General features: G+C 64.2%; 18 protein-coding genes. 6 read left to right on the top strand and 12 right to left on the bottom strand.

What is annotated here, in order from left to right; translation table 11 throughout:
* The first annotated feature begins 45 nt into the window (after positions 1–45).
* A complete protein-coding gene (locus tag AOZ53_RS04580) occupies positions 46–2,187 on the top strand; it encodes a TonB-dependent siderophore receptor (RefSeq protein ID WP_082385505.1) in 2,142 nt (713 codons plus the stop codon).
* Between the two features lie 37 nt (positions 2,188–2,224).
* Here the strand turns inward: AOZ53_RS04580 and AOZ53_RS04575 are convergent, their stop codons facing one another.
* Positions 2,225–3,211, bottom strand: a complete 987-nt coding sequence (locus AOZ53_RS04575; RefSeq protein WP_054487003.1) for a helix-turn-helix transcriptional regulator — start codon at positions 3,209–3,211, stop codon at positions 2,225–2,227.
* A 225-nt stretch (positions 3,212–3,436) separates the two neighbouring features.
* Here AOZ53_RS04575 and AOZ53_RS04570 point away from each other — a divergent pair, with 225 nt between their 5' ends.
* On the top strand, positions 3,437–5,554 hold the full coding sequence (locus AOZ53_RS04570) for a TonB-dependent siderophore receptor (RefSeq protein WP_054487001.1): 2,118 nt from the start codon (positions 3,437–3,439) through the stop codon (positions 5,552–5,554).
* A gap of 93 nt (positions 5,555–5,647) precedes the next feature.
* On the opposite strand, the gene AOZ53_RS04565 is transcribed toward AOZ53_RS04570, so the two are convergent.
* Entirely contained in the window at positions 5,648–6,520 is an 873-nt protein-coding gene (locus AOZ53_RS04565) for a leucine-rich repeat domain-containing protein (RefSeq protein WP_054486999.1), read from the bottom strand.
* Positions 6,521–6,688: 168 nt separating this feature from the next.
* Positions 6,689–8,749 (bottom strand): DUF4034 domain-containing protein, encoded by a 2,061-nt coding sequence (locus AOZ53_RS04560; protein WP_231690559.1) that lies wholly within the window; start codon positions 8,747–8,749, stop codon positions 6,689–6,691.
* A gap of 123 nt (positions 8,750–8,872) precedes the next feature.
* Between AOZ53_RS04560 and AOZ53_RS34070 the strand changes: the two genes are divergently transcribed.
* The 3 genes from AOZ53_RS34070 to AOZ53_RS04555 all read left to right on the top strand — a co-directional run bounded on the left by AOZ53_RS34070 (position 8,873) and on the right by AOZ53_RS04555 (position 12,275).
* A complete protein-coding gene (locus AOZ53_RS34070) occupies positions 8,873–9,736 on the top strand; it encodes a hypothetical protein (RefSeq protein WP_156333247.1) in 864 nt (287 codons plus the stop codon).
* An 80-nt stretch (positions 9,737–9,816) separates the two neighbouring features.
* Entirely contained in the window at positions 9,817–11,484 is a 1,668-nt protein-coding gene (locus AOZ53_RS33245; protein WP_231690558.1) for a TIGR04141 family sporadically distributed protein, read from the top strand.
* 575 nt (positions 11,485–12,059) lie between these two features.
* Complete coding sequence (locus tag AOZ53_RS04555; protein WP_006395668.1) at positions 12,060–12,275, top strand: hypothetical protein; 216 nt, start codon at positions 12,060–12,062, stop codon at positions 12,273–12,275.
* A 144-nt stretch (positions 12,276–12,419) separates the two neighbouring features.
* Here AOZ53_RS04555 and AOZ53_RS04550 read toward each other — a convergent pair whose 3' ends face one another.
* The 7 genes from AOZ53_RS04550 to AOZ53_RS04520 form a co-directional block, all read right to left on the bottom strand.
* Complete coding sequence (locus AOZ53_RS04550; protein WP_054486995.1) at positions 12,420–12,731, bottom strand: hypothetical protein; 312 nt, start codon at positions 12,729–12,731, stop codon at positions 12,420–12,422.
* Positions 12,732–12,936: 205 nt separating this feature from the next.
* Positions 12,937–13,785 carry a class I SAM-dependent methyltransferase gene (locus tag AOZ53_RS04545; RefSeq protein WP_054486993.1) on the bottom strand — a complete coding sequence of 283 codons (849 nt, stop codon included), beginning with the start codon at positions 13,783–13,785 and terminating at the stop codon, positions 12,937–12,939.
* A 140-nt stretch (positions 13,786–13,925) separates the two neighbouring features.
* Positions 13,926–14,720, bottom strand: a complete 795-nt coding sequence (locus AOZ53_RS04540) for a transporter substrate-binding domain-containing protein (RefSeq protein WP_054486991.1) — start codon at positions 14,718–14,720, stop codon at positions 13,926–13,928.
* Between the two features lie 174 nt (positions 14,721–14,894).
* Positions 14,895–15,665 carry an MBL fold metallo-hydrolase gene (locus tag AOZ53_RS04535; RefSeq protein WP_054486989.1) on the bottom strand — a complete coding sequence of 257 codons (771 nt, stop codon included), beginning with the start codon at positions 15,663–15,665 and terminating at the stop codon, positions 14,895–14,897.
* A 4-nt stretch (positions 15,666–15,669) separates the two neighbouring features.
* On the bottom strand, positions 15,670–16,641 hold the full coding sequence (locus AOZ53_RS04530; RefSeq protein WP_054486987.1) for a Bug family tripartite tricarboxylate transporter substrate binding protein: 972 nt from the start codon (positions 16,639–16,641) through the stop codon (positions 15,670–15,672).
* A 27-nt stretch (positions 16,642–16,668) separates the two neighbouring features.
* Positions 16,669–17,715, bottom strand: a complete 1,047-nt coding sequence (locus tag AOZ53_RS04525) for an Ldh family oxidoreductase (RefSeq protein ID WP_054487190.1) — start codon at positions 17,713–17,715, stop codon at positions 16,669–16,671.
* A gap of 33 nt (positions 17,716–17,748) precedes the next feature.
* Positions 17,749–18,741: a Bug family tripartite tricarboxylate transporter substrate binding protein gene (locus tag AOZ53_RS04520; protein ID WP_054486985.1), complete on the bottom strand. Its 993-nt coding sequence runs from the start codon at positions 18,739–18,741 to the stop codon at positions 17,749–17,751.
* 108 nt (positions 18,742–18,849) lie between these two features.
* Here AOZ53_RS04520 and AOZ53_RS04515 point away from each other — a divergent pair, with 108 nt between their 5' ends.
* Positions 18,850–19,749, top strand: coding sequence for a LysR family transcriptional regulator (locus AOZ53_RS04515; protein ID WP_049054069.1), 900 nt, complete (start codon positions 18,850–18,852; stop codon positions 19,747–19,749).
* A gap of 138 nt (positions 19,750–19,887) precedes the next feature.
* On the opposite strand, the gene AOZ53_RS33240 is transcribed toward AOZ53_RS04515, so the two are convergent.
* Together AOZ53_RS33240 and AOZ53_RS04505 are read right to left on the bottom strand one after the other, a co-directional pair.
* The gene (locus AOZ53_RS33240) at positions 19,888–21,057 is read right to left on the bottom strand and encodes a CMD domain protein (RefSeq protein ID WP_082385501.1); all 1,170 of its coding nucleotides are present in this window, start codon (positions 21,055–21,057) and stop codon (positions 19,888–19,890) included.
* A 24-nt stretch (positions 21,058–21,081) separates the two neighbouring features.
* Complete coding sequence (locus tag AOZ53_RS04505) at positions 21,082–22,440, bottom strand: acyl-CoA thioester hydrolase/BAAT C-terminal domain-containing protein (protein ID WP_054486983.1); 1,359 nt, start codon at positions 22,438–22,440, stop codon at positions 21,082–21,084.
* Positions 22,441–22,443 lie beyond the last annotated feature (3 nt).

Below are 22,443 nucleotides of genomic sequence, written 5' to 3'. Positions count from 1 at the left end.
GGATGGCGCGGCGAGGCATTTCCTTCAACCCACCGGATTGAGCCCATGATCTTCCATTTCCGTTCCCGATGCGCATCGCCCCGGCTTCTGACAGTCGGATTTCATTTACTGATGCTGGCTTGGGCCCAACCGGGCGCCGCGCAGTCGGTCAATGCGGATAAGGCCGCCACGTTGCCCGCCATCGAGGTCGACGGTCTGCCGCAGGACGAAGGCCTCGTGCCCCAGCGCGCGAGCGCGGCGATGCGCGCCAGCGTGCCGTTGGTCGAGACGCCGCAGTCCATCTCCGTCGTCACGCGGGCGCAAATGGACGCGCAAGACGTCCATTCCGTCAATGAAGCCTTCCGCTACGCGCCCGGCATCGCCACGGAAGCCTGGGGCGGCGTCGGCGCGTATGACGAACTCACCATCCGTGGTTTCACGTCGACCAACGATATGGTCGACACTTTTCTGGACGGCTTGCGCATGGGCGAGGGCCTGGTCTTCGGGTCGCAGCAGATCGACGCTTTTCTGCTCGAACGCATGGAGGTGCTGCGCGGTCCGGCATCGGTGTTGTATGGCAGGGCCAATCCCGGCGGGGTGGTGGTCCTGACCAGCAAGTTGCCGCGCGAGCAGTCCATCCGGCGGGTCGAGCTGGAGGGGGGATCGTATGGCAACCGGCGCGCTTCCTTCGACCTGGGCGGCGCGGCCGATGCGAGCGGCACGCTGCTGTTTCGCGTCGTCGGCACGGCCATGAACAGCGACGGCCACATGGACGGCGCGCCGGTTCGTCGCCGCGCGGTCGCGCCGTCGTTGACCTGGCAACCGAGCGCGGCCACTCGCTTTACGTTGTACGCGCGTTATCAGGGGGACCCCCAGTCCGGCATGATCGGCTCGCTGCCCGCGCAGGGCACGATGCTACCCAACCCGCACGGTCGGCTGCCAATGCGCTTCAACACGGGCGAGCCTTCGTATGATCGCTTCTCCCGCACCCAGCGCGCGGCGGGTTATCAATTCGACCAGCGTCTGGCCGATGACTGGTCGCTGTCGCTGAACGGCCGCTACGCCGATATCGACGTGCAGTACGCCGCCGTGCGCATGACAGGCTTGCGGCCGGACCTGCGCACCATCGATCGCTACGCCAACGCGTCGGACGAACGCTATAACACCCTCGCGCTCGATAACCAGGTGCGCGGACGCTTCGCCACCGGTGTCTTGCAACACGAACTGCTGGCCGGCATAAGCTGGGAACAACTGCGGGGTCGTGGCGACTTCAGAAAGGGCAAGCCCCCGTCGCTGGACATCCCGTCGCTGGACATCTTCGAACCGGTGTACGGGATGCCCATCCCCGCCGCCTTGCCCGTGGGCATGGACAATCGCGTGCGCTCGACGCAGATGGGCTTCTACCTGCAAGACCAGTTGTCGTTCGGCGGTTGGCACACCATGCTCGGCCTGCGGCATGACCGCTCCACCATCGACACCGTGGACTTTCGTTGGCGCAACGACTTTACGCAGCATGATCGCGCCACCACCGGCCGGATCGGCACGCTCTATCGTTTCGAGAACGGCCTGGCGCCCTATGCCACCTACGCCCAGTCGTTCCAGCCCAGCCGGGGTGAACTGTTCGAGGCGGGCCTCAAATACCAGCCACTGGACTGGGACGCGCTGTTCACCGCCGCCCTCTACAACCTGACGCAGGCCAATGTGCTCATCCCCGACCCCGCCAATCCATGGCAGCGTATCCAGGAAGGCGAGATGCGTTCTCGCGGCCTGGAACTGGAAGCGCGTGCTCGCCTCGCCGCGCAATGGAGCGTGATCGCCGCCTACACTTGGCAGCAGGTCGAATACACCAAGGGCAGTGCGGATATCGTCGGCAAGCGGCCCGTGCGCGTGCCGGCGCAATTCGGCGGCGTCTGGCTGGCGTGGGATGCGCCGTCGGGCCTGGGCGCGGCGCTGGGAGCGCGCTACCACGGAGGTACCGCCGGCGGCATGCAAGTGGAGGAATTCCGCACGCCGTCATTCACGCTGCTCGATGCGCAACTGCACTACGACTTCGGGCGGCAATCGCCGTCCATGAAGGGCGCGAGGCTGCAACTCAACGTTGCCAACCTGACCAACAAGCGTCATGTGGCGGGCTGCTATGACCTGGGCACGGGTTGCTTCCCGGGGCTGGGACGACAGGTGAATCTGACCTTGGCGTATCAGTGGTAGCGGGACGGAGTCGGCATTGCGAGGCGATGCTGGCGCGTCATGCGCCCGCCGCCCCGCGTTTGAATTCCCCCGGCCCCACGCCAAACTCCTTCCGGAACGCCGCCGCGAAGTGGCTGGGATTCGAATACCCCAGGTCGAACGCCACCTCCATCACCGTCACCTTGCCCGCCCGCAGCCGCTGCTGCGCCTCGCGCATCCGCGTCTGCTGGAACAGGCCATAGACGCTGTGGCCGAACAACTCGCGGAACCCGCGCTTGATGCGCATGGCGCTCAAGCCCGTCTCCGCGGCCATCTGCGCCAGCGTGGGCGGGTGGGCGAGGTCGGCCAGCAGATAGTCGCGCGCCGCCATCAGGCGTTGCCGTTGCGGCGTGGCGGTATTGGCGCGGCGCAGGTCCGCGTGGCCGGTTTCGAGAAACAGGCCGGTGAGCATCATGGCCTGCGCTTCGCGGATCAGCCGCGCGCCGGGCGTGTCGCAGGCGGGCGTGCGCAGGTGCTTCAACTCGCGGCTGATGGCCAGCGCGGCTTGATGCAGCTTTTCGCCGCGGTAGCCGGTGCGAAAGCAGCTGCCGGAGTCCAGTGAGCGCCGCAGCGGCGCGTCCTCTTCGTCCTCGATCCACATGCGCAGCACGTCCGGCCGCAGTGCAACGGTCAGACTCTCGCACACCCCCTGTTGGACAAAGCGTCCGCGACGATCCGGCGTGTAGTACACGCAGCCGGACGTTTCCCTGACGGCCTCGCCCTGTCCGGCGACGCTGCCTTCCAGCCAGCAATCGGTATCGCCGCGCAGTTGATACGACAGTAATACGCGGCCGCCGTCGTCACGCGTGTGCACGGTGAACGGCTGCTCGAACGCGCTTTGCCAGTGGCACAGCTCGATGCCTTCCGCCACTTGCACGTAGACCAACCGGTGCCGTTGTCCCGGCAGGAAGTGCGCCAGGAAGTCCGTGTCGAACATCGAGGACGTGGGCAAGTCGGGCAGGGCGGAAGGGGCGGCGTGGCGCGGCATGTCGGGGTGGGTCTTCATAAAGCGGTGCCGGGGAACCGTTTCGGGGGCTGCGACCCGATCCGGGTAGTTAAAGGAATGAGACGCAATATTAAATGGAGCGGCTTCAAAGCAATGTCCATACATCGCGCCGGCGACACGCGCCGGGTCTCGGGATGCATGCCATCAAACAAACGGACCACGCTCATGATCTTCCAATCCCGCGCCAGATGCGCATCGCCCCGGGTTCTTACTGTCGGATTTCATTTGCTGCTGTTGGCCTGGGCCCAGCCCGGCGCGGTGCTGGCGGCCGAAGCGGCCAAGGCGGGGGACGCGCCCACCTTGCCGTCCGTCGAGGTCGTCGGCATCCCGCAGGACGACGGCGTGGTGGCGCGCCGCTCCAGTTCCGCCACGCGCACCGACACGCCCCTGATCGAGACGCCGCAGTCCCTCTCGGTGGTCACCCGCGAGCAGATGGACGCGCGCAACGTGCGCTCGGTCAACGAGGCCTTCCGCTACGCGCCCGGCGTCGCCACCGAATCCTGGGGCGCCGTCACCGCCTATGACGACATGAGCATCCGCGGCTTCACCACGGACAACGGCCCCGTCGACACCTTCCTGGACGGCATGCGCCTGAGCCGCGGCATCGTCTTCGGCGGCCAGCAGGTCGATCCTTTCCTGCTCGAACGCATGGAAGTGCTGCGCGGTCCCGCCTCGGTGCTGTACGGCACCTCCACGCCCGGCGGCGTCATTGCGCTGACCAGCAAGCTGCCGCGCGAAGACGCCGTGCGCCTGATCGAACTGGAAGGCGGCACCAGCCGTTACCGTCGCGGTTCGTTCGACCTGGGCGGCAAGGCCGACGAACGCGGCACGCTGCTGTTCCGGGTCGTCGGCACCGCCATGAACAGCGACGGCCAGCTCGACGGCACTTGGCTGCGCCGCCGCGCGGTCGCGCCCTCGCTCACCTGGCAACCCAGCGCCGCCACCCGTTTCACGCTGTACGCGCGCTACCAGGACGATCCCGGCCAGGGCATGATCTCGTCGGTGCCGGGCATCGGCAGCGTACTGCCTAACCCCCACGGCCAGCTCCCGCCCCGCTTCAACGTGGGCGAGCCGGGCTACGACAAATTCGCGCGCACCATCCGCGCCGTCGGCTACCAGTTCGACCAGCGGCTGGCGGACGACTGGTCGATGAGCCTGAACGGCCGCTACACCCGCGTCGACAGCGACTATGACGCCGTGGTCCTGGCCGCCTTGCAGCCGGACCTGCGCACCATCGACCGCCAGGTGCTGGGTTCCACCGAGCGCTACAACAGCTTCACCCTGGACAACCAGCTGAAAGGGCGCTTCGCCACCGGCGCCGCGCGCCACGAACTGCTGGCCGGCCTGGTGTGGGAGCAGATGCGCGGTGATGGCGACTACCGCACGACCTACAACGGCACCAAGCTGGATCTCTACAACCCCGCCTACGGCGCGCCGCAGCCCGTCCCGCCCACGGTCATGGACAAGGGCATGCGTTCGACGCTGACCGGCCTTTACGTGCAGGACCAGATCGCGCTGGGCAACTGGCACACCACCATCGGCGTGCGCCAGGACTGGTCGACCATCGACGCTACCGACAGGCTATGGCACAGCGGCTTCACGCAGAAGGACCAGGCCACCACCGTGCGCGTCGGCACGCTGTATCGCTTCGGCAATGGCCTGGCGCCGTATGCGACTTACGCGCAGTCCTTCGAGCCCGTGAACAGCCTGTCCGCCAGCGGCGAGCCGTTCAAGCCGACCCGGGGTGAGTTGTTCGAGACCGGCCTCAAGTACCAGCCGGAGAACTGGGACGCCCTGTTCTCCGCGGCGATCTACCACCTGACCCAGACCAACGTGCTGAGCGCCGACCCCGCCAACCCGCGCCTATCCGTGCAGTCGGGCGAAGTCCGCTCGCGCGGGCTGGAGCTGGAAGCGCATGCGCGGCTGTCGCCGCAGTGGAGCGTGATCGCGGCGTATACCTGGCAGAACGTCGAATACACCAAGGGCAATGCCAACGAATTGGGCAGGACGCCGTCGCGCGTGCCGACGCGCTTTGGCGGCGTCTGGCTGGCGTGGGATGCGCCGTCCGGCCTGGGCGCGGCGCTTGGAGTGCGGCATAACGGCGGAAGCTGGGGCGGATACAAGACGCTGCAGGATTTCCGCGTGCCGGGATACACCTTGGTGGATGCGCAACTGCATTACGACCTGGGGCGGCAGGTGCCCAGCTTGAAGGGGACGAAGGTGCAGTTGAATGTGTCGAACTTGACGGACAAGCGGTATAGCGGGGGATGCTATGACCTGGATAACGGCTGCTTCGCGGGGGCGGGGAGGGTGGTCAGTTTGAAGGTGGGGTATCAGTGGTGAGGCGGGCGGATTGATGGCTGGGGCGGGCGCGTCGGTGGACGGCCCGCATCCTCGGCTATTGAATCCATGACGCAGGGGCGTGCGCTCATGCAGCTATGTCGTTGCCGCGATGTTGGAATGCCGTAGTTTGGTTTTCAGCTTGGCTTCCAGTACACCCAGGCCGATATTGCCGCAGCCCACCAGGGTCAGGTCTTGCAGGCCGGGCAGCGCCTCCAGGGTATTGATATCGGTGATCCGCTTGCAATATTGGATATTCAGTTGTTCCAACGCCGGCAGGGCGGCAATCGGGCCAATGGTTTCCAACAGGCCTTGATTCTTGAGCCGCAGCGACCGTAGTCCGGAAAGCTGTTCAATCCCCGCCAGCGTTTTCAAGGAGCGCCCCGCCATCAGCCCCAGCGATACCAGGGGCAACGCTGCGATGCGGTTAAACAGCGACTCATCGAACGGCACGTTGAACAGATTCAATTCCTGCAGCGGCAGTCGCAAGACCTGATCGAGCAGTTTTCCCGCCTTGTCCGGCAACATCGACAGCGACTTCAGCGCCGGAAAATCCTCCGCCTTGAATCGCATCGGAACGTTCACCTCCAGCGATTCCAATTGCGGCATCACTCCCACCGACCAGGTATATGACCCCGGGCAATCAAAAATCGACAGATGCCGCAGGCTGGCCGGCAGCATCTCGGCGCGAAGATTCTTGACGGCCGAGGCCTGGATATTGCCGGGTCCGATGGACAGATGCGTCAGAGACGGCAGCTGGGCAATCAATGCCGGCAATTCCTGCACCGGATCCAGGGGCGGCGCCCATAGATGGACGTATTCGATCGCCGCCAGCGTGGCCGCGTCGGGCGGCGCGTCGTAGAACAGGATTTGATCCGAGCCATGCGCCTGCGCGGCCTGCCGGCTGTGCATCAACAGCCATCGCTTGTCGCGGCCGGGTTGGGGCGTTGAAAACAAAACTGGCGACATACGGGCTCCGGAGTCATTACGTCTGTCGGCAGTGCGAGCATGGCGACAGCGGGACAGGCATGGTCGAAGGGTAGAACAATAAAGCAGAACGGCAATGCCGGGCGAGCCGGATTGCCGTTCTGTTTTGGCGGCGCCGTGAAAGGCACCTCCGTTTTCACGCCAGACGGTTTATTCAGCCGGCTTGGGCGGCAGGTCTTCCGCCGTCACGCCGCCCCGTCCCAGATAGGCCCCGAACACCGTGCCAATGGTCTTGACCAGGCTATGCGAGTTCATGACCTCGCCATGGATATCGTCGATACCCTCGTCGTCCGGTTGCAGCTTGCTGGCGTGCCCGACCCATTCGATGGCGGCAAAACGGTTCTTCTTGGCGCCATGGCCGCGCGCATAGGCCAGCCCGATCTCGGCGCTGGCGCGGGCGGCGCGCCAGTCGTCGTCTTCGTCGACCAGCGGCCGCAGATACTCGCGCACGCCGCTCTGTTTTTCCGCGTCGGTGCCGTGGTCGCGCAGCAGCACCCCGATGCGCAACCGTGCCAGGGCGTCGGCGCGCGGTTCTTCGCGCGACTCCTGCAACAGTCGCAATACCGTCTCGACATTCTCGCGGCGTGAGAAATCCATCTTGCCGTCGAACAGGTGCCGATGCGCCATGTTGTACTTGGCCAGCGGCGAACCATCGTCCACCGCGCGTTGCAGCCATTCGTCGCGCACCGCCTCATCCAGATAATGGTCCGGCGTGTTGTCGCGGAAGCCGCGGTGAATGTCGTACATGCTGCTGGCCGCGTCGGGCAGGCGCCGGTCCGCCAGCTGGCGCGTCAGGAAATAACCTTCCTCGTGCGCGCCGCCGTCCCACAGCATTGCCGCCGCTGCCAGCACGTTGAAACTGTCGTCCGCCTGATCCCGCCCGAGTTCCGTCGCGCGATCGAGCAATTGCTGCGCCTTGGCCGGATCCTGTTCAAAGCCCCACAGCCCGAACTGATGCGCCACCGCCACCAACGCCTGCGGCGTCGCCAACTGGTTCCAATGGCACATGCGTTCCAGCGCGCGCTTGAAGGCGCCATCGTCGTCCGGCAAATGGTGGATCAGCGTCACGTGCGCAAAACTGCGGAACGGCCCGTCCACGTTGGCGAAATACATATTCCCCGGGAACGCCGCCACGCTTTGCGCGTGCAATTGACGGGCGCCCGCGTGGTCGTCCAGCGAATAACTGGTGAAATGCGCGAACCGGCCCAGCGCCTCGCCGCGTTCTTCCGGCCGCAAATCGCGCTGCAGGAACGACTCGAAAGCCTGGCGATGAGTTTCCACCGCCGGCATTTCTTCCGATTCCGGAAAATCGCTCAGCTCGTCCCACAGGCCGATCCAGCGGATCGCGTTGCGCTGCGGTTCCGTCAGCGTCTCGCACAGCGGGCCGCTGGCCAGGCCGTCGATATCCTCGTAACTGCCGCCCCAACGCGGTTGCAGATACTGTGCATACGCGGTCAGCGTTTCCATGTGGCCGGGGCGCAATTCCAGTGCACGCAGCAGCCAATAATCCTTGCCCTGGTCCATTTCATGCTCGGCGCGCGGCGCGAGCCATGCGGGCAGGGACTGCGGCGCCTGATCCGGTTGCAGGCGCGGCACGCCGTATTCCGCCAGATGCGCCAGCGCGGCGTCCATCAGGCCGGGTTCCTCGACATCGTCGTGGGTAATGGTTTCCGGAGGATTGCCTTCGAACAGCTGGCGCAGCCAATACGGCTCTTTGAAATGCGCGGCCATTTGCATCAGGGTCACGCAGGCCGCAACGGGACGCGGCGAAAGCGTCATGGCTTTCAACAGCGCGGCGGCGGAGGTTTCGCAGGCCAGGGCGGCGCCGATCCAGCGATCCTGCGTCACGCTGTCTGCCCAGCCAAAGCCGCGGATATCCGCGGCGCGGCCGAAGCAGAAGTTACCTAGGACCAAGTGGGCGTGGTAGGAGTCCGGGCAGGCGGCGATCCAGGCCTGGAGGAAGTCGGCGGCTTGCGGGTAGGGGACGGTGCTGTAGTCGAAGAGGGTGCCGGAGAGGACGGCTTCGGAATAGGGTGAGTCCTGGGTGTCGGTGGCGGCCCAATCTTGCTGTTCCAGGTCAGCGTAGTAAGCGTCGATGTCGGCGAACGCACGAGACATAGTTAGGGAGCGGATTTGGCGGCGGATTGACGCGATGTTAGGCAAAGGGCATCCAGAGAAGGCAGGGTTGGGATGTGGCGAATAATGCTTCAACTTGCGGACTGGGGCCAGCGAACAGGGTGACTAAAGACAACTGTAGTTTCCAAATGTTATAAAACTGTGAGGCGGCGTTGCCTCGAGGCTCCTCTCGTTGAAATTTTCCTTAAGAGATAGATCGTGCTTGAAGATATTTCGTTTGCACAACCGATGTCGATTCGTGAAGCGGGCTATGACGAATACTGGCTCCAGGATCAAATATGGGGCAATCCCGCAACATTGGGCCTCGGAGACTTAGACGCGTTGAGTAAAGAACGGCGTCAGAATTCCGGCGGCAGGTTGGATATCTTGTTGAAGGATCCCCAGGACGATTCGATGTATGAAGTCGAAGTAATGTTGGGTGATACAGATGAGACTCACATAATTCGTACCATCGAGTACTGGGATAACGAAAAGCGTCGTTGGCCTCAGCGCCAGCATTATGCTGTATTGGTTGCTGAGAACATTACAAGGCGCTTTTTCAACGTGGTTCACATTTTAAGTCATTCGATACCGATCATAGCAATCCAAGTTGCGCTCATTGATGTAGGAGGAAAGAAAGCGCTTCACTTTACAAAGGTTCTTGATACTTTTGAAGAGGTTGATGACGGAACGGAGGAACAAGAGGTCGAGGTTAATCGCGATTTTTGGAATAAAAAGGCGAAATGGACGGCTGAGACGGCTGACTTTTTGATGGAAGTCGTGGGCTCCGCATTGCCAGAGCCGAAGATTAGCTACGTAAAAAATTACGTGTCAATTAGCGTTGGTAGAAATAACTACTTCTGGCTGCACAAGCGGAGTGGCAATAAGTCTTTGCTGGGATTTAGAATTGCTCCCCATTTGGCGGATGAGGCGCAGAAATTGCTTGATGATGCCACTATATCTTTTACGCGAAAGCCTAAATCGTTTTTGATTACAACAGATATGGCGGCTATCGGTTCAAATACGGAGATCTATTCACGGTTAGCTGGTCTGGTTCGGAGAACGTGGGAAAAGACAGCCTGAACTCCCCAAAGTTTCAGGGTGTTTGGAGATGAGGTGCTAGGTGAAAGATGTTCGACATGAATAGTTGTCCTTGCGTCTAGATGCTGCTGTTTTTATTTGTCGCAATGGTCGTTTCTGAAAAGGCGGGAATGAGTATGGCGAAGGTAAAAAAGGAAAAGCTGTCAATATATTTAGCGAAAGACCGCATGGTCGCACGTGCGGACCTCATAAAGATGGAGGATTCGCAGCCTCCTGCGCTTCTATTGGTAGCTGGCGAAACGGTTGAGGTATACGTCAAAAAAGATATTCAAAGACTGCCGCCTAGTTGGACAAAGCTTTTTACGAATAATTCAGAAATGATTCCGGAGGATTTTGGGGGTACGCGGAACGTAGGGGCGGTGGCGATATTTGAACGAATGGGGCGGTTGTTCTTATTGTCTTTTGGGTCTGGCTATCACCTACTGAAATTAGACGGGGTGGAGCGCGATTTTGGATTGCGCGTTACCCTCGCCTCCGTAGATGCTGATAAGTTACGTAGTGTCGATAAGGCTAGTTATGATGCCAACCCCCTGAATTCCCGCACGCAGAGCACTACTGAGGTTGATATATTCGAATTGCAGATGGATTCCGAATTGGAAATGCTCTATGCCATCACTGGAGCTTCGCGAGTTCCTTTGTTCGGCTCTCACGTTACGGGTCGGGATGCGCTAACGATAGCCGTGAGCACTGATCTCGGAGGAATCCCCCCTATTCTAGATGAAGCATTGAGGCGTTATAACTCACCGCTCCCGTCGGAGTTTGAATGGGTCGATAATATTAGAAAAGTCAAGGATCCTGAAATCATATCAGTCCTAGATGCATGTTTAAATGACGAACTAGCTGCGCCGACTTCAACATATTTTTGGCTAGGTGAGCCTGAAGTGGTTGATTGGGAGGATCAGATAGGTTATTCATTTGATATGTATGCAAATACGCCTAGAAGCGTAGTTTTGAAGATGGAAGATTTAATAGACTACCTTCAAAGAACCTCACGAGTTCTGAGCGTAGATGTGCTTAAAGGGTTGACCGTTCATATAAATAACTCCAACTATGAGTCAACTCGTTCGTGGTCTGCCTATCGGTGTTTGTATGCTGAGCTGGTCCTCGGTGCGGAACGCTACATGTTGCGCAATGGTGTTTGGTTCCAGGCGGAGCCTAGTTTTGTTGCATTGATCGATGATTACATTTCAAAGGTCGATGTGTATCCATTCAGCTTTCCGGTTTATGGGTGTGATCGTGAGGATGAGTACAATGAAATGCTTGCAAGAAATGATCCGTGCTTTGCCTTAATGGATAAGAAAAATACAAAATTAGGAGGGAGATATGACAAAATTGAATTTTGTGACTTAATTCGAGATGGAACTGATCTAATCCATGTCAAGTACTATCGCAGTTCTGGTACGCTCAGCCATCTTTTCGCCCAGGGGTTCGTCGCTGCGGAAGCGTTTGTGAGAGACGTAGAATTCAGAGAAAAATTAAATGAAAAACTTCCCGATAGCATGAGGCTTGCGGATCCTCAATTGAAACCAAAGGCTAATGATTTTAATATAGTATTTGCTATTGCAACGACCAAAACGTTGCCAAGAGATCTTCCATTTTTTTCCAAAGTCACGTTAAGAAATGCTCTCAAGACGCTGATCGCTCTGGACTATAAGGTGCAATTAGCCACTATTGATGTGGACCCATTTTTGATCGCCAAAAAGAAATGTAAGCCCAAGAAGGGAGGGTGATTCTTGAGAGATATCGAGGGCTGTGCACAGCCGGTGTGGCTCATCAACAGCCGGTGCGACGAGGCTAATTATGGGGTTCGAAGGGCCCTCAATTCCTTCGTTAAAACTGGAGTCCGTCCAATTTTCATGCTGCTGTTGCCGTAGGTCGCAAGCTTGTTCGAATTATTCCTACCCGAGCAATCACTCAAATATTGCTGCTTGGCCTCTCCATTTTGACGATCAGCAAGCCTCAAGTTGCTGAACTGCGAATCATCCGGCGCAGTATGCCGTTCATAGGTCCAAGAATGATCGTCTACCAGACTTCCCAGCATAGATGCGATAAATGGAGGCTGCTGCCATTGCCGCAGCTATGTCGTTGGACGTTTGCACCAGTCAATCTGAGCGCTCTTTGTGGGAGCGTGGAACTAGTATCCACCTCCTGAGCATCAGCTCAAGCATGAAGCATGCCAAATTTGAGCGCACTAGAAATTCGACTCGAATGCTGGAGTTACGTGGCTGGGTGGACCGTGAACCCGCTGATTCGCGCTCGTAGGTCATCCCCATCCCGTACACTACCCCGACAACCAAGGAGCTCCATGTCGATTCAAAACCTAGGCCGTTACGGTATCGTGCTATTTCTCGCTGCGTTGAGCTCGGGCTGTTCTTCAATCATCGGCGAGTGCGGCTTGGTTCGCAGTAGCTGCATGTATGACGGGAAATACGAACAGGGCGAGGAAGACTACGCGGAAGCCGAGGCGAAGCGGCTGAACAAGCAGTCGACGGATCGGTTGCGTCGAAGCTCTGGGGATTGAATCCAGACGACTTCCGGCCGTCGTGTTCAGGACGTCGTTATCGAGGCGACGGGTGGCGCGACGGTTGACCTCCTATCCCCGGGATTGTTCACCGTTGCGGTGGGTTGGCATCAGCATCATCCCGGCTCGCCGCCGCCATGCCCATCAATGCACTGAGCCTGCGGGCATCACGCTCCCAAGCGCCAACCCCGTTCCATCAAGCGCCGTGTCCACAAGATCCATGATGTGATCGCACAAGCTCTCGACCCCACCCAGCAGGTTGGCGCTAACCCAAGGCTCCAGCGGCGCTGCCCCGCTACTCTCGGGTTCCGTCGCGCTGTTCCCCACAATCCGGGCGATGGCCCAGATTCCCTGGCAAGCCCGTTCAATCTTCCGAAGATCGGCAAACCGGATCGATACGCTCTCCGGATCATCCGGCGTGGCCCAGCGGTCAAGGGTGTAGGGATGGTGGCTCATTGCACGCTCCTTTGGGGTGTGAACTATGGCTGTGGCTATTTGCTCCCTTGGCTTTCCGGCTGTCATCCCGGGCGATCGTTGGTATGATCGCAGGGCGAGTTTAGGCACAACGCATATTGGTGCCAGTGCTAACGGTGGCGTTTTCATCCCTTCCCAAGACGAGCGTTCAAAACAAAAAGGACCCCACAGGGTCCTTTTTCAATTCTCAAGCCGCTTGCGGCAGGAAAAACCGATCCTTTAGCTCCTGCAACCCGATCCGATCCAGCATCTCCGTCAGCCTTTCCGCAGGCTTCCGACGCGGCAGATCCTTGTACTGAGCAATGATCAGCTCATTCTTCATCGAATGCTCCCACCCCACCAGCTCCGTCACGCTGACCTGGTACCCATGCGCTTCCAGTTGCAAGCACCGCAGCACGTTCGTGATCTGGCTGCCGAACTCCCGCGTGTGCAGCGGATGCCGCCAGATCTCCGCCAGCGGATCGGCCAGCGCCTTGGCTTTGTTCTTCCTCAGCACCGACGCCACTTCCGCCTGGCAGCAGGGCACGACCACGATGTACTTGGCCTTTTTCTCCAGCGCGAAATGGATCGCGTCGTCGGTGGCGGTGTTGCAGGCGTGCAGGGCCGTGACCACGTCGATGGTCGCGGGCAGTTTGTCGGAGGTGATGGACTCGGCCACCGACAGGTTCAGGAACGACATGCCGCCAAAGCCCAGGCGCTGCGCCAGTTCTTCCGATGACTTGACCAGTTCCTCGCGGGTTTCGATGCCGTAGATGTGCGAGCCGTTCTTCAGCGCGTCCGGCTGTTCCTTGAAGAACAGGTCGTACAGGATGAAGCCCAGGTACGACTTGCCCGCGCCGTGGTCGGCCAGGGTGACGGCGCCGCGCTGTTGCTGGACGTCCTTGAGCAGCGGTTCGATGAACTGGAACAGGTGGTAGACCTGCTTGAGCTTGCGGCGGCTGTCCTGGTTCATCTTGCCGTCGCGGGTCAGGATGTGCAGGGCCTTGAGCAGTTCGATCGACTGGCCGGGGCGGATGTCGTGGGTTTTGTCAGACATGGGGGTAAGGCAATGCGCCCCGCGTGGGGCGGGGCGCAGTGGAAGGCGGAAAGCGTCATTTTAACGAAAACCGCTGGCTTTCCGTCCCGCAGTCCACAGGGCGCGCCGGTTTGGCGTTCAGCCGCGAGCCGATCGGCCGGTCAGCCGCCGGCGGCCGGCGCGACGGCGGCGCCGTCAATGCCGTGGCGGGCCAGGGCCTGGGCCACGAAGCCGCTGCGTTTCATGTCTTCGACGAAGTCGGCCAGGACGCGCGCCGCCGCTTCGCCGCGCCCGCGCGGCAGGCCCATAGCCTGGCGGATGGTCATGAAGCTGCCGGGCAGCAGGCGCAGGCCGCCCAGGCGGCGGGCGTCGGCTTCGAGTTGCTGGCGCACGCCGGCGGCGACGTCGGTGCCGGTCTGCAGGAAGGTGTCGACCACGGTGGGCGAGGTGGCGGCGCGGGTGATGGCGGCGCGCTGCAGTTCGCGGGTCAGGTAGAGGTCGTAGGCGCTGCCCAGGCCGACGGTGACGCGGTGGCGCGGGTCGTCGACCTCGGCGATCTCGCGCAGGGGCGAATCGTTGCGCACCAGGTAGGCGCCTTCGATCAGGACGTAGGCGTCGGTGAAGGCGATGCCGGCGGCGCGCTTGGGGTCGATGGCGAAGAAGCCGATGTCGGCGGCGTCCTGGCTGACGGTGTCGACGGCCTTGCCGGCGCTGTCCAGGACGATGAGTTCCAGGGCGACGCCGAGCCGCTGCGCGAAGGCGCGGGCCAGGTCGACGGAGACGCCGGCGGCCGCGCCGCTGCCGTCGCGGGTGGCCAGGATGGGGTTGCCGAGGTTGATGGTGGCGCGCAGCGCGCCGGTGGGGGTGAAGGCCTGGACGATGTCGGCGGGGATGCTGGAGGCGCCGGAATGGGCGGGGGCGTTGGAAAGGGCGGCGGTACTGGAAAGCGCAGTCATGGTGGTGTTCGCGGAGGGCAGTGGGAGGTTCAAAGGCGATTGCGGATGGCAGCCTGCCGTGGCGGAAGGCTCACAGGCGGCTGCGGATGGCTCAAGGCCATAGCGGATAGTTCACGAGGCGACAACGACGGCTGAAGGGTGATAGCAGATGGCTCTCTCCGTTTAGCCGCCAACTCACACGCTGTACCGCCCCGCACCCGGCGCACAGCACAGGTCGATCCGTTGCGGCTCCAGGTCATCCCCGAACCACGCATTGATCGCGGCGCGGCGTTCGCCGACGTAGACCGGCGCGCCATCGGCGTCGAGCTTCATGCCTAGGTCATGGCCCGGCACGAGCAGGGTATCGGGCCGCTTGCGCCACCATTCCCAGATGCGTTCCAGGCTGGCGTGGCTGGCGTCGGCGTCGGCGGTGTCGGCCACCTGGCCCGAGACCAGCTCGGCGCGGTTCTTGGCGGCGTCGCCGGTGAAGAGGATGGGTTGGCGCGAGTCATCGACGTAGAACAGCAGATGGCCCGGCGTGTGGCCGGGCGCGGCGATGGCGGTGATGCCGGGCAGGAAGACGTCGCCGTCGACGATCCGGCGCACGCGGTCCAGCCGGTCGAGTTCGCGCACGTACAGTTCGGGCAGCGGGTTGAAGCCGGGCGGTTGCGCGGCGGCCCATTGCAGTTCCTGCGCGCCGATCCAGACGGTGGCGTTGGGGAACAGCGTGAAGTTGACGGCGTGGTCGTAGTGCGCGTGGGTGAGGACCACGTCGGTGATGTCGGCCGGCGCGACGCCGCAGGCGTCCAGGTGGCGGGCGAGCAGGTGGCGCACGCCGAACGCGCCCACGTCCACCAGGATCTTGTGGCGGTCCGAGCGCAGCAGGGTGCTGGTGCTCCAGCCCAGGCCGCCGTGGCAGACGGCGCGGCCGGGGTAGCCCTGGATCAGGATGTCGATCTGGTACATGGGGTCACTCCGCGGTGATGTGGGCTTCGCTGATCAGCTGGCGGTAGCGTTGCAGGTCGTCGCGCAGCTGGCGCGTGAATTCCTCGGGCGTGCCGGCGATGATTTCGTTGCCGCCTTCGGTGGCCAGCTTGCGCACCACTTCCGGGTCCTTCACCGCCTGGATCACGGCGTCGTGCAGGGTGGCGATGATGCGCGGATCGGTGCCGGCCGGCGCCAGCAGGCCCTGGAACTGGGTGATGACGAAGTCCTTGTAGCCCAGTTCCTGCATGGTGGGCAGGTCGGGCAGGCTGGAGGCGCGGCGCGGGCCGGTGACGGCGTAGGCGCGCAGCTTGCCGGACTGGATGTGCGGGGTGGCGGTGACGGTGGTGTCGAAGGTGAACGACAGTTGCCCGCCCAGCACGTCGGTCAGGGCCTGGGCGTTGCCCTTATAGGGCACGTGCGTCAGCTGGGTGCCGGTGCGCAGGGCCAGCAGTTCGCCGGCCAGGTGGCCGCCGGCGCCCAGGCCGGCCGAGCCATAGGTGATGGCGCCGGGTTTCTTGCGGGCGGCGGCGAGCAGGTCGTCGATGCTGTGCGCGGGCGATTGCTGCGGCACCACCAGCGCGTATTGGTAGCTGGTGATCTGGCTGATCGGGGCGAAGTCCTTCAGCGGGTCATAGGGCGTTTTCTTGTACAGCGACGGGTTGACCACCAGCGGGCCGCTGGCGTCCAGCAGCAGGGTGTAGCCGTCGGGCGCGGCCTTGGCGACGAAGTCGGTGCCGATCATGCCGTTGGCGCCGGGCTTGTTCTCGACCACGATGGTGCCTTTCAGGGTCTTGGCCATGCGGGCCGCGACCACGCGCGCGGTGATGTCGGCGGCGCCGCCGGCCACGTAGGGCACGATCAGGCGGATCGGCTGGCTGGGATAGTCGGCGGCGCCGGCCAGCGGCGCGGCCAGCGCCGCCGCCAGGACCAGGGTGAGTCGGGCGATGTTCTTCATGTTGTCGGTCTCCTCCGGGATGCCGGCTCAGCCCTGGCCGGCGTGTTGGCGCAGCAGGGCCAGCACGTCGGCGGCCACTTCGATGCCGTGGGCGCGCTGGCGCGCCAGCTTGGCCAGTTCGATCTCGCCGGGCTGGATCACGGGGCGGGCCGGGTCGGCGGCCGGGCTGGCGTGCAGGATGGCGGCGAAGTCGTTCATGCGTTCGGCCAGCCATTGGGTCGAGCCCAGGCGGCGGGTGTCGATCAGCAGGAAGAAGTGGCCCAGGTTCTGCGGTTCGTCGGGCGCGTCGACCCAGGATTTGACGTGGGTGAGGTAGGCGGCGTTGGACAGCAGGCCGGCGAACAGGTCCACCATCAGCGCCAGGCCGTAGCCCTTGTGGCCGCCGATCGGCAGCAGGAAGCCGTCCAGCGCCTGCCTGGGATCGGTGGTGGGTTGGCCCTGGGCGTCGGTGGCCCAGGTGTCGGGGATGGCCTGGCCGGCCTTCAGGGCGTTGCGGATCTTGGCGCGGGCGACCACGCTCATGGCCATGTCGAGCAGGAAGTGGGCGCCGTCCGGGTTCGGCACGGCGAAGCCGATGGGGCTGTTGCCGACGCGCGCGTCGGTGCCGCCCCAGGGGGCGATGGTGGTGGTGGCGTTGCTGCCGATGATGCTGGCGTAGCCGGCCTCGGCGGCGATCAGGCCGTAGGGCGAGATCGGGCCGAAATGGTTGCTCTGGCGGGCGAACGCCAGGCCCACGCCGCATTCGCTGGCGGCCTGCATGGCGGCGCGCAGCGCGTGCATGCCGACCAGCGGGCCGACGCCGTTGTCGCCGTCGACCAGGCGCAGCGCGGGGGCGGGGCTGTCCACGCGGATGCGGGCCTGGCGGTTGATGCCGCCGACCTGCAGGCGCTCGCCATACGATTCGATGCGCGACAGGCCGTGGGTGGACAGGCCGAACAGATCGGCCAGCACCAGGATGTCGACCACGTCGACGGCGTCCTGGCGCGGCAGGCCCAGGCCTTCGAAGGCGCGCACGCCAAGCGCGCGCAGTTCGGTTTCCGGGACGAGGGAGGGGGAGCCAGCAGTGGCGGCCATGATCAGCAATCCTTGTGTGAAAAAAGAGGGGGCTTATTCGGCGGAAAGACGGGCGTCTTTCACCACCTGGCTCCAGCGGCGCTCTTCGGCGTCGATGAAGGCGGCGAATTCGGCCGGGCCGGCGCCGGAAGGCTCGGCGGCGTCATGGGCCAGGCGCTGGCGCACGGCGTCGGTCTGCAGGGCGCGCTGGGCGGCGGCCTGCAGGCGCGAGATCGCTTCCTGCGGCGTGCCGGCCGGGGCCAGCAGGCCGAACCACTGCGAGCTTTCGAAGCCGGGGTAGCCCTGCTCGGCCACGGTGGGCACGTCCGGCAGGATCGGCAGGCGCTGGGCCGAGCCGACGGCGACGATCTTGATCTTGCCGGCCTGCGCATGCGGCAGCAGGCCGGGGATGCCGGCCGCGGCGGCATCGATGTTGCCGGCCAGCAGGTCGGTGACCTGGGCGCCGGTGCCCTTGTACGGCACGTGCACCACGTCGATGGCGGCGGCGGTCTTGAGCATCTCGAAGGCCAGGTGGCCGGCGCTGCCGTTGCCGGCCGAGCCGTAGTTCAGGACGCCGGGCCTGGCGCGCGCCAGCGCCACGAATTCGGGCAGGGTGGCAGCGGGCACCTTGGCGCCCACGGCGAACACCATGGGCAGCTTGGCCAGCAGGATGATCGGGGCGAAGTCGCGGCGCGGGTCATACGACAGGTTGGGCATCATGGTCGGGTTCACCGCCAGGGTGCCGACGTGGCCCAGGATCAGCGTGTAGCCATCGGGCCGGGCGCGCGCCGCTTCCACCGTGGCGATGCTGCCCTGGCCGCCGCCCTTGTTCTCGACGATGACCTGCTGGCCCAGGTCGCGCGACATTTCCACCGCGACGGCGCGCGCCACCACGTCGGAACTGCCGCCCGGGCCGTAGGGCACCAGCAGGCGGATGGGGCGTTGCGGCCAGGCGTCGGCGTGGGCCGAGAAGGGGGCGGACGACAACAAGGGGGCGGCGGCCAGCGCCAGCGCGGTGCGCAGGCAGGCTCTCCGTAACGGCTTCATGGGCGGGTCTCCTGTTCGGGCCGCTATTGGTTGCGGCTGGGAGACATCGTGCCCCGCCCTCGGAATCGAGTAAAGTGCAAAAATTCGTTCAATTCTTGATGAAAACGCATGAATTTCGACCTTGCCGATTTGCGCGCCTTTCTGGCGGTGGCCGACCTGGGCAGTTTCCGCGCCGCGTCCGAGGCGCTGCACCTGTCGCAGTCGGCGCTGTCGCGCCGCGTGGACAAGCTGGAGGCGGCGCTGGGCGTGCAGTTGATGACGCGCACCACGCGCAAGGTCGAGCTGACCACCATCGGCCGCGGCTTTGTGCCGCGCGCCCGCAGCGTGCTGAATGAGCTGGAGAGCGCGCTGGTCGGCATCCGCGACGTGGCCGAGCGGCTATCGGGCATGGTGACGATTGCCTGCGTGCCGTCGGCGGTGGCGTATTTCCTGCCGGATGTGATCCGCGAATACCACGCCAGCTATCCGCGCATCCGCATCCGCATCATCGACGAGTCGTCCTCGCAGGTGCTGACGGCGGTGGCGCGCGGCGACGCGGACTTCGGGCTGACCTACATCGGCGCCAATGATGCGGAAATCGAGTTCAAGCCCTTGCTGGAAGAGCCGTTCGTGGCGGCGGTGAGCCGCAAGCATCCGCTGGCCAAACGCAAGTCGGTGGATTGGGCCGATCTGGAGGCGCATCCGTACATCACCCTGGCGCAGGGCAGCGGCAATCGTTTCCTGATGGACCAGGCGCTGGTGCACAGCGGCAGCCGGCCGCGCCATTTCTGCGAGGTGCAGCACGTGCCGGCGCTGGTCAGCATGGTGGAGGCGGGCCTGGGCGTGGGCGTAGTGCCGCGCCTGGCGATGCCGGATGAGGACCATGGCACGCTGGTCAGCGTGCCGCTGCGCAACCCCGCCGTGAGCCGCACGATCGGGCTGATCCATCCGCGCGGCAAGACCTTGAATCCGGTGGCGCGGCTGTTCTACGACCTGCTGGCGCAGCGGGTGGAGGCGCGGCAGAAGTAGGGGGGGCGCGGTTCAGCCGGCACGCCGCTGCGTCGTCAGCCGCCTGCGCAGAAGGGCGTCAACCGCGAGCCGAAAAGCAAACAGGCCGCGAAAACGCGGCCTGTCCAGGTACGACTCGGCGCGGTTCGCGCGCGATCGTCAGACCTGCACGACCACCGGCTCGCCCAGGTTCAACATCAACCGGTTGGCCCACGCGAAGATCGCGTCCGAATGCAGCAGGTCCAGCACTTCGCCGTCGCTCAGGCCCACGTCCTTCAACGCTTGGATGCTGGCCGCATCCACCGAGGCCGGCGCGTCGGTGATCTGGATCGAGAACTTGCCGATCGCCAGTTCGCGCGCGGTGGTGCCGGCGGTGGCCGGGTCTTCGAACACCTGCGCGATCACGTCATTGCGCTTGGCCAGTTGCTCGAAGCGCTGCGCGTGCACCGAGGCGCAGTAGACGCAGCCGTTGACGCGCGACACCACGGTCGCGCCCAGTTCACGCTCGGCGCGCGACAGGCCGCCGGGCGCGTACATGATGGCGTTGAACGCGGTGGAGCGCTGGCGCAGGATCTCGGGCTGGTGCACCAGGAACAGGTAGTAATCCGAGACCTTGGCCTTGGGGTGGCTTTCTTCCAGGACCGCGATCTGCTCGGGCGTGGCGCTGTCGACCTGGACCACGTCCAGCCACGCCTTCCACTCCAGCACTTCATTGGTGAAGCCGTGGGCCTTGATGACGTCGCCGGGTTCGGTGGCGGCGGTGTTGGCCGGGAAGGGCGCGGGCGGCGTGCTGGCCGCGGCGGGCTTGGCTGCCAGCGCCTGCATGGCCTGCAGGCCGGCGACCAGGCGCACCTGGTACGACAGGAACGCCACCAGTTGCGACAGCGTGACCACGGCAGGCGTGGAGACGCCGGCGGCCGGCAGGGTCTTGAGCGCGGCTTCGTCGCCTTCGACGGGCTTTTCGATCAGCTTGCGGGTGAATTCCAGGATCGCGGCCAGGCGCGGGTCGGCGGCGTCCGCCGGCTTGCCGGACTCGGCCACCTGGATGTCGGCGGCGCTGGCGCCGGCCTCGGCCAGGCGCTGGCGGTAGTGCGCGGCCAGCGCCGGCGACGGCGTCAGGCGCGCGGCGTACAGCGCGACCAGCAGGCGCTCGGCCAGCGTCAGGCCGGGCAGGGCCGGGTCGAACAGGGCGTCGTAGCTGCCCTGGGTGGCGGCGGCGACCTTGTCGCGCTGGTGGCGCACGGCGTAGGCGGCGCTGTCGGCCTTCAGGCCGACGAGCTGGTCCACCAGGTCGCGGGCGGCGTCATAGACGATGGGTGCTTGTGCCATGGGGAAAGTCTCCTTGGATGTCGTTCAACCGGCGTTGCCGGGCGTGGCGGCCGGGCCGGCCTGGGCGCGATCCGCGGACGGCGCGGCCTGGCCGCGCGCCTTGACCGCGGCGTCCAGGAACTTCAGCACGCCTTCCCAGGACTCCTGGTCGGCGCGCGCGTTGTCCTTGGGGTTGCCGCCGCTGGTGCTGATCTTGCCGGACACGGGGTGGGCGTAGACCAGCTGGGTGGTGGGCACGTAGGGGAACAGGATCGAGTGGCCGCCGTTCTCGTAGTCCAGCCATTGGACGGGATACGGATGCCGCACCTCGGCCAGCTTGTCCCGCACCATCTTCGAGTACAGGCTGGACGGCCACGAGCCGTCGTCGGTGGCGGACAGCAGCATCACCGGACCCTGGATGTCCTCGACCTTGATGCGGGCGCGGGCCACGGCGTCGGGGTCCTGCAGCGCGGTGAGGATGGCCTTTTCATGACGATGCGGCGAGGGGCCTTCGTCGAACGGCGCCCAGGTGGCGGTGCGGTTGTTTTCCCAGACGTGCGGCAGGGGCTTGCCGCCCAGCAGCCAGGTCGGGCCTTCGCGGCCGATCTTGGGGTCGCAGGCGTTCTGGCCGCTGTGGACCACGGCGCCGGGCACGTAGGCCACGACCGCCGAGACTTCGGTGGGGAAGGTGGCGCCCAGCAGCAGCACCAGTTCGCCGCCGCGCGACTGACCACTGATGGCGACGAAGTCGTGCTTGGGCTGGACCTTCTTGCGCAGCCAGCGCAGGCCGGTCTGGAAGTACTCCAGCGGCGTGTTGGAGATGTAGTCCGACAGGCCCGGCGCCTTGAAGTAGGCCAGCGCGAAGGCGGCGTAGCCGCGCGACGCGTACAGCGCGGCGCGCGGTTCGTTGATGCCGCCGCCCGAGCCGTTCAGGATCAGCACGGCGGGATGCGAGCCGGGCGTGGCGCCGGGCGGCAGGTAGAGCGTGCCGACCAGGCCTTCCTCGCGCACTTCCTGGCGGGTGACGCCGTCGGCAGCCAGACGCTGGGTGAAGCGGGCGATGCTCTGCGCGCCGGCGGCGCGCGCCACGACTTCGGTGACCAGCGCCTCGGTGACCGGGTGGTTGAAGTGCTCGCGGCTGGGCGAGTCCACGGGTGACTGCGACCAGATCAGGCCCATGGGCGAGACGCCGCCGTAGTCGCCGGAGACGGGCGCGTCGCGGCTCAGGTCGACCACGCCGTCCTCGCCCGCGACGAAGGCGGCCTGGCTTTGCCAGAGCACGCCGTTGCGGCGGGTGAGGGCGGTGATCTCCACCGTCTGGCCGGGCGCGACGTGCTCCACCCGGATCTGGCGGGGCACGTCGATGAGCGCGTCGGCGGGTTGGATGCTCAGGGTAGGAACCATGAT

The organism is Achromobacter sp. 2789STDY5608621 (genome assembly GCF_001299375.1).
In the GTDB taxonomy this organism is placed as follows: Bacteria; Pseudomonadota; Gammaproteobacteria; order Burkholderiales; family Burkholderiaceae_B; genus Achromobacter; species Achromobacter insuavis.
The sequence above is the reverse complement of the archived record's forward strand: the minus strand, read 5'-3'. Positions and strand labels throughout refer to the sequence as shown.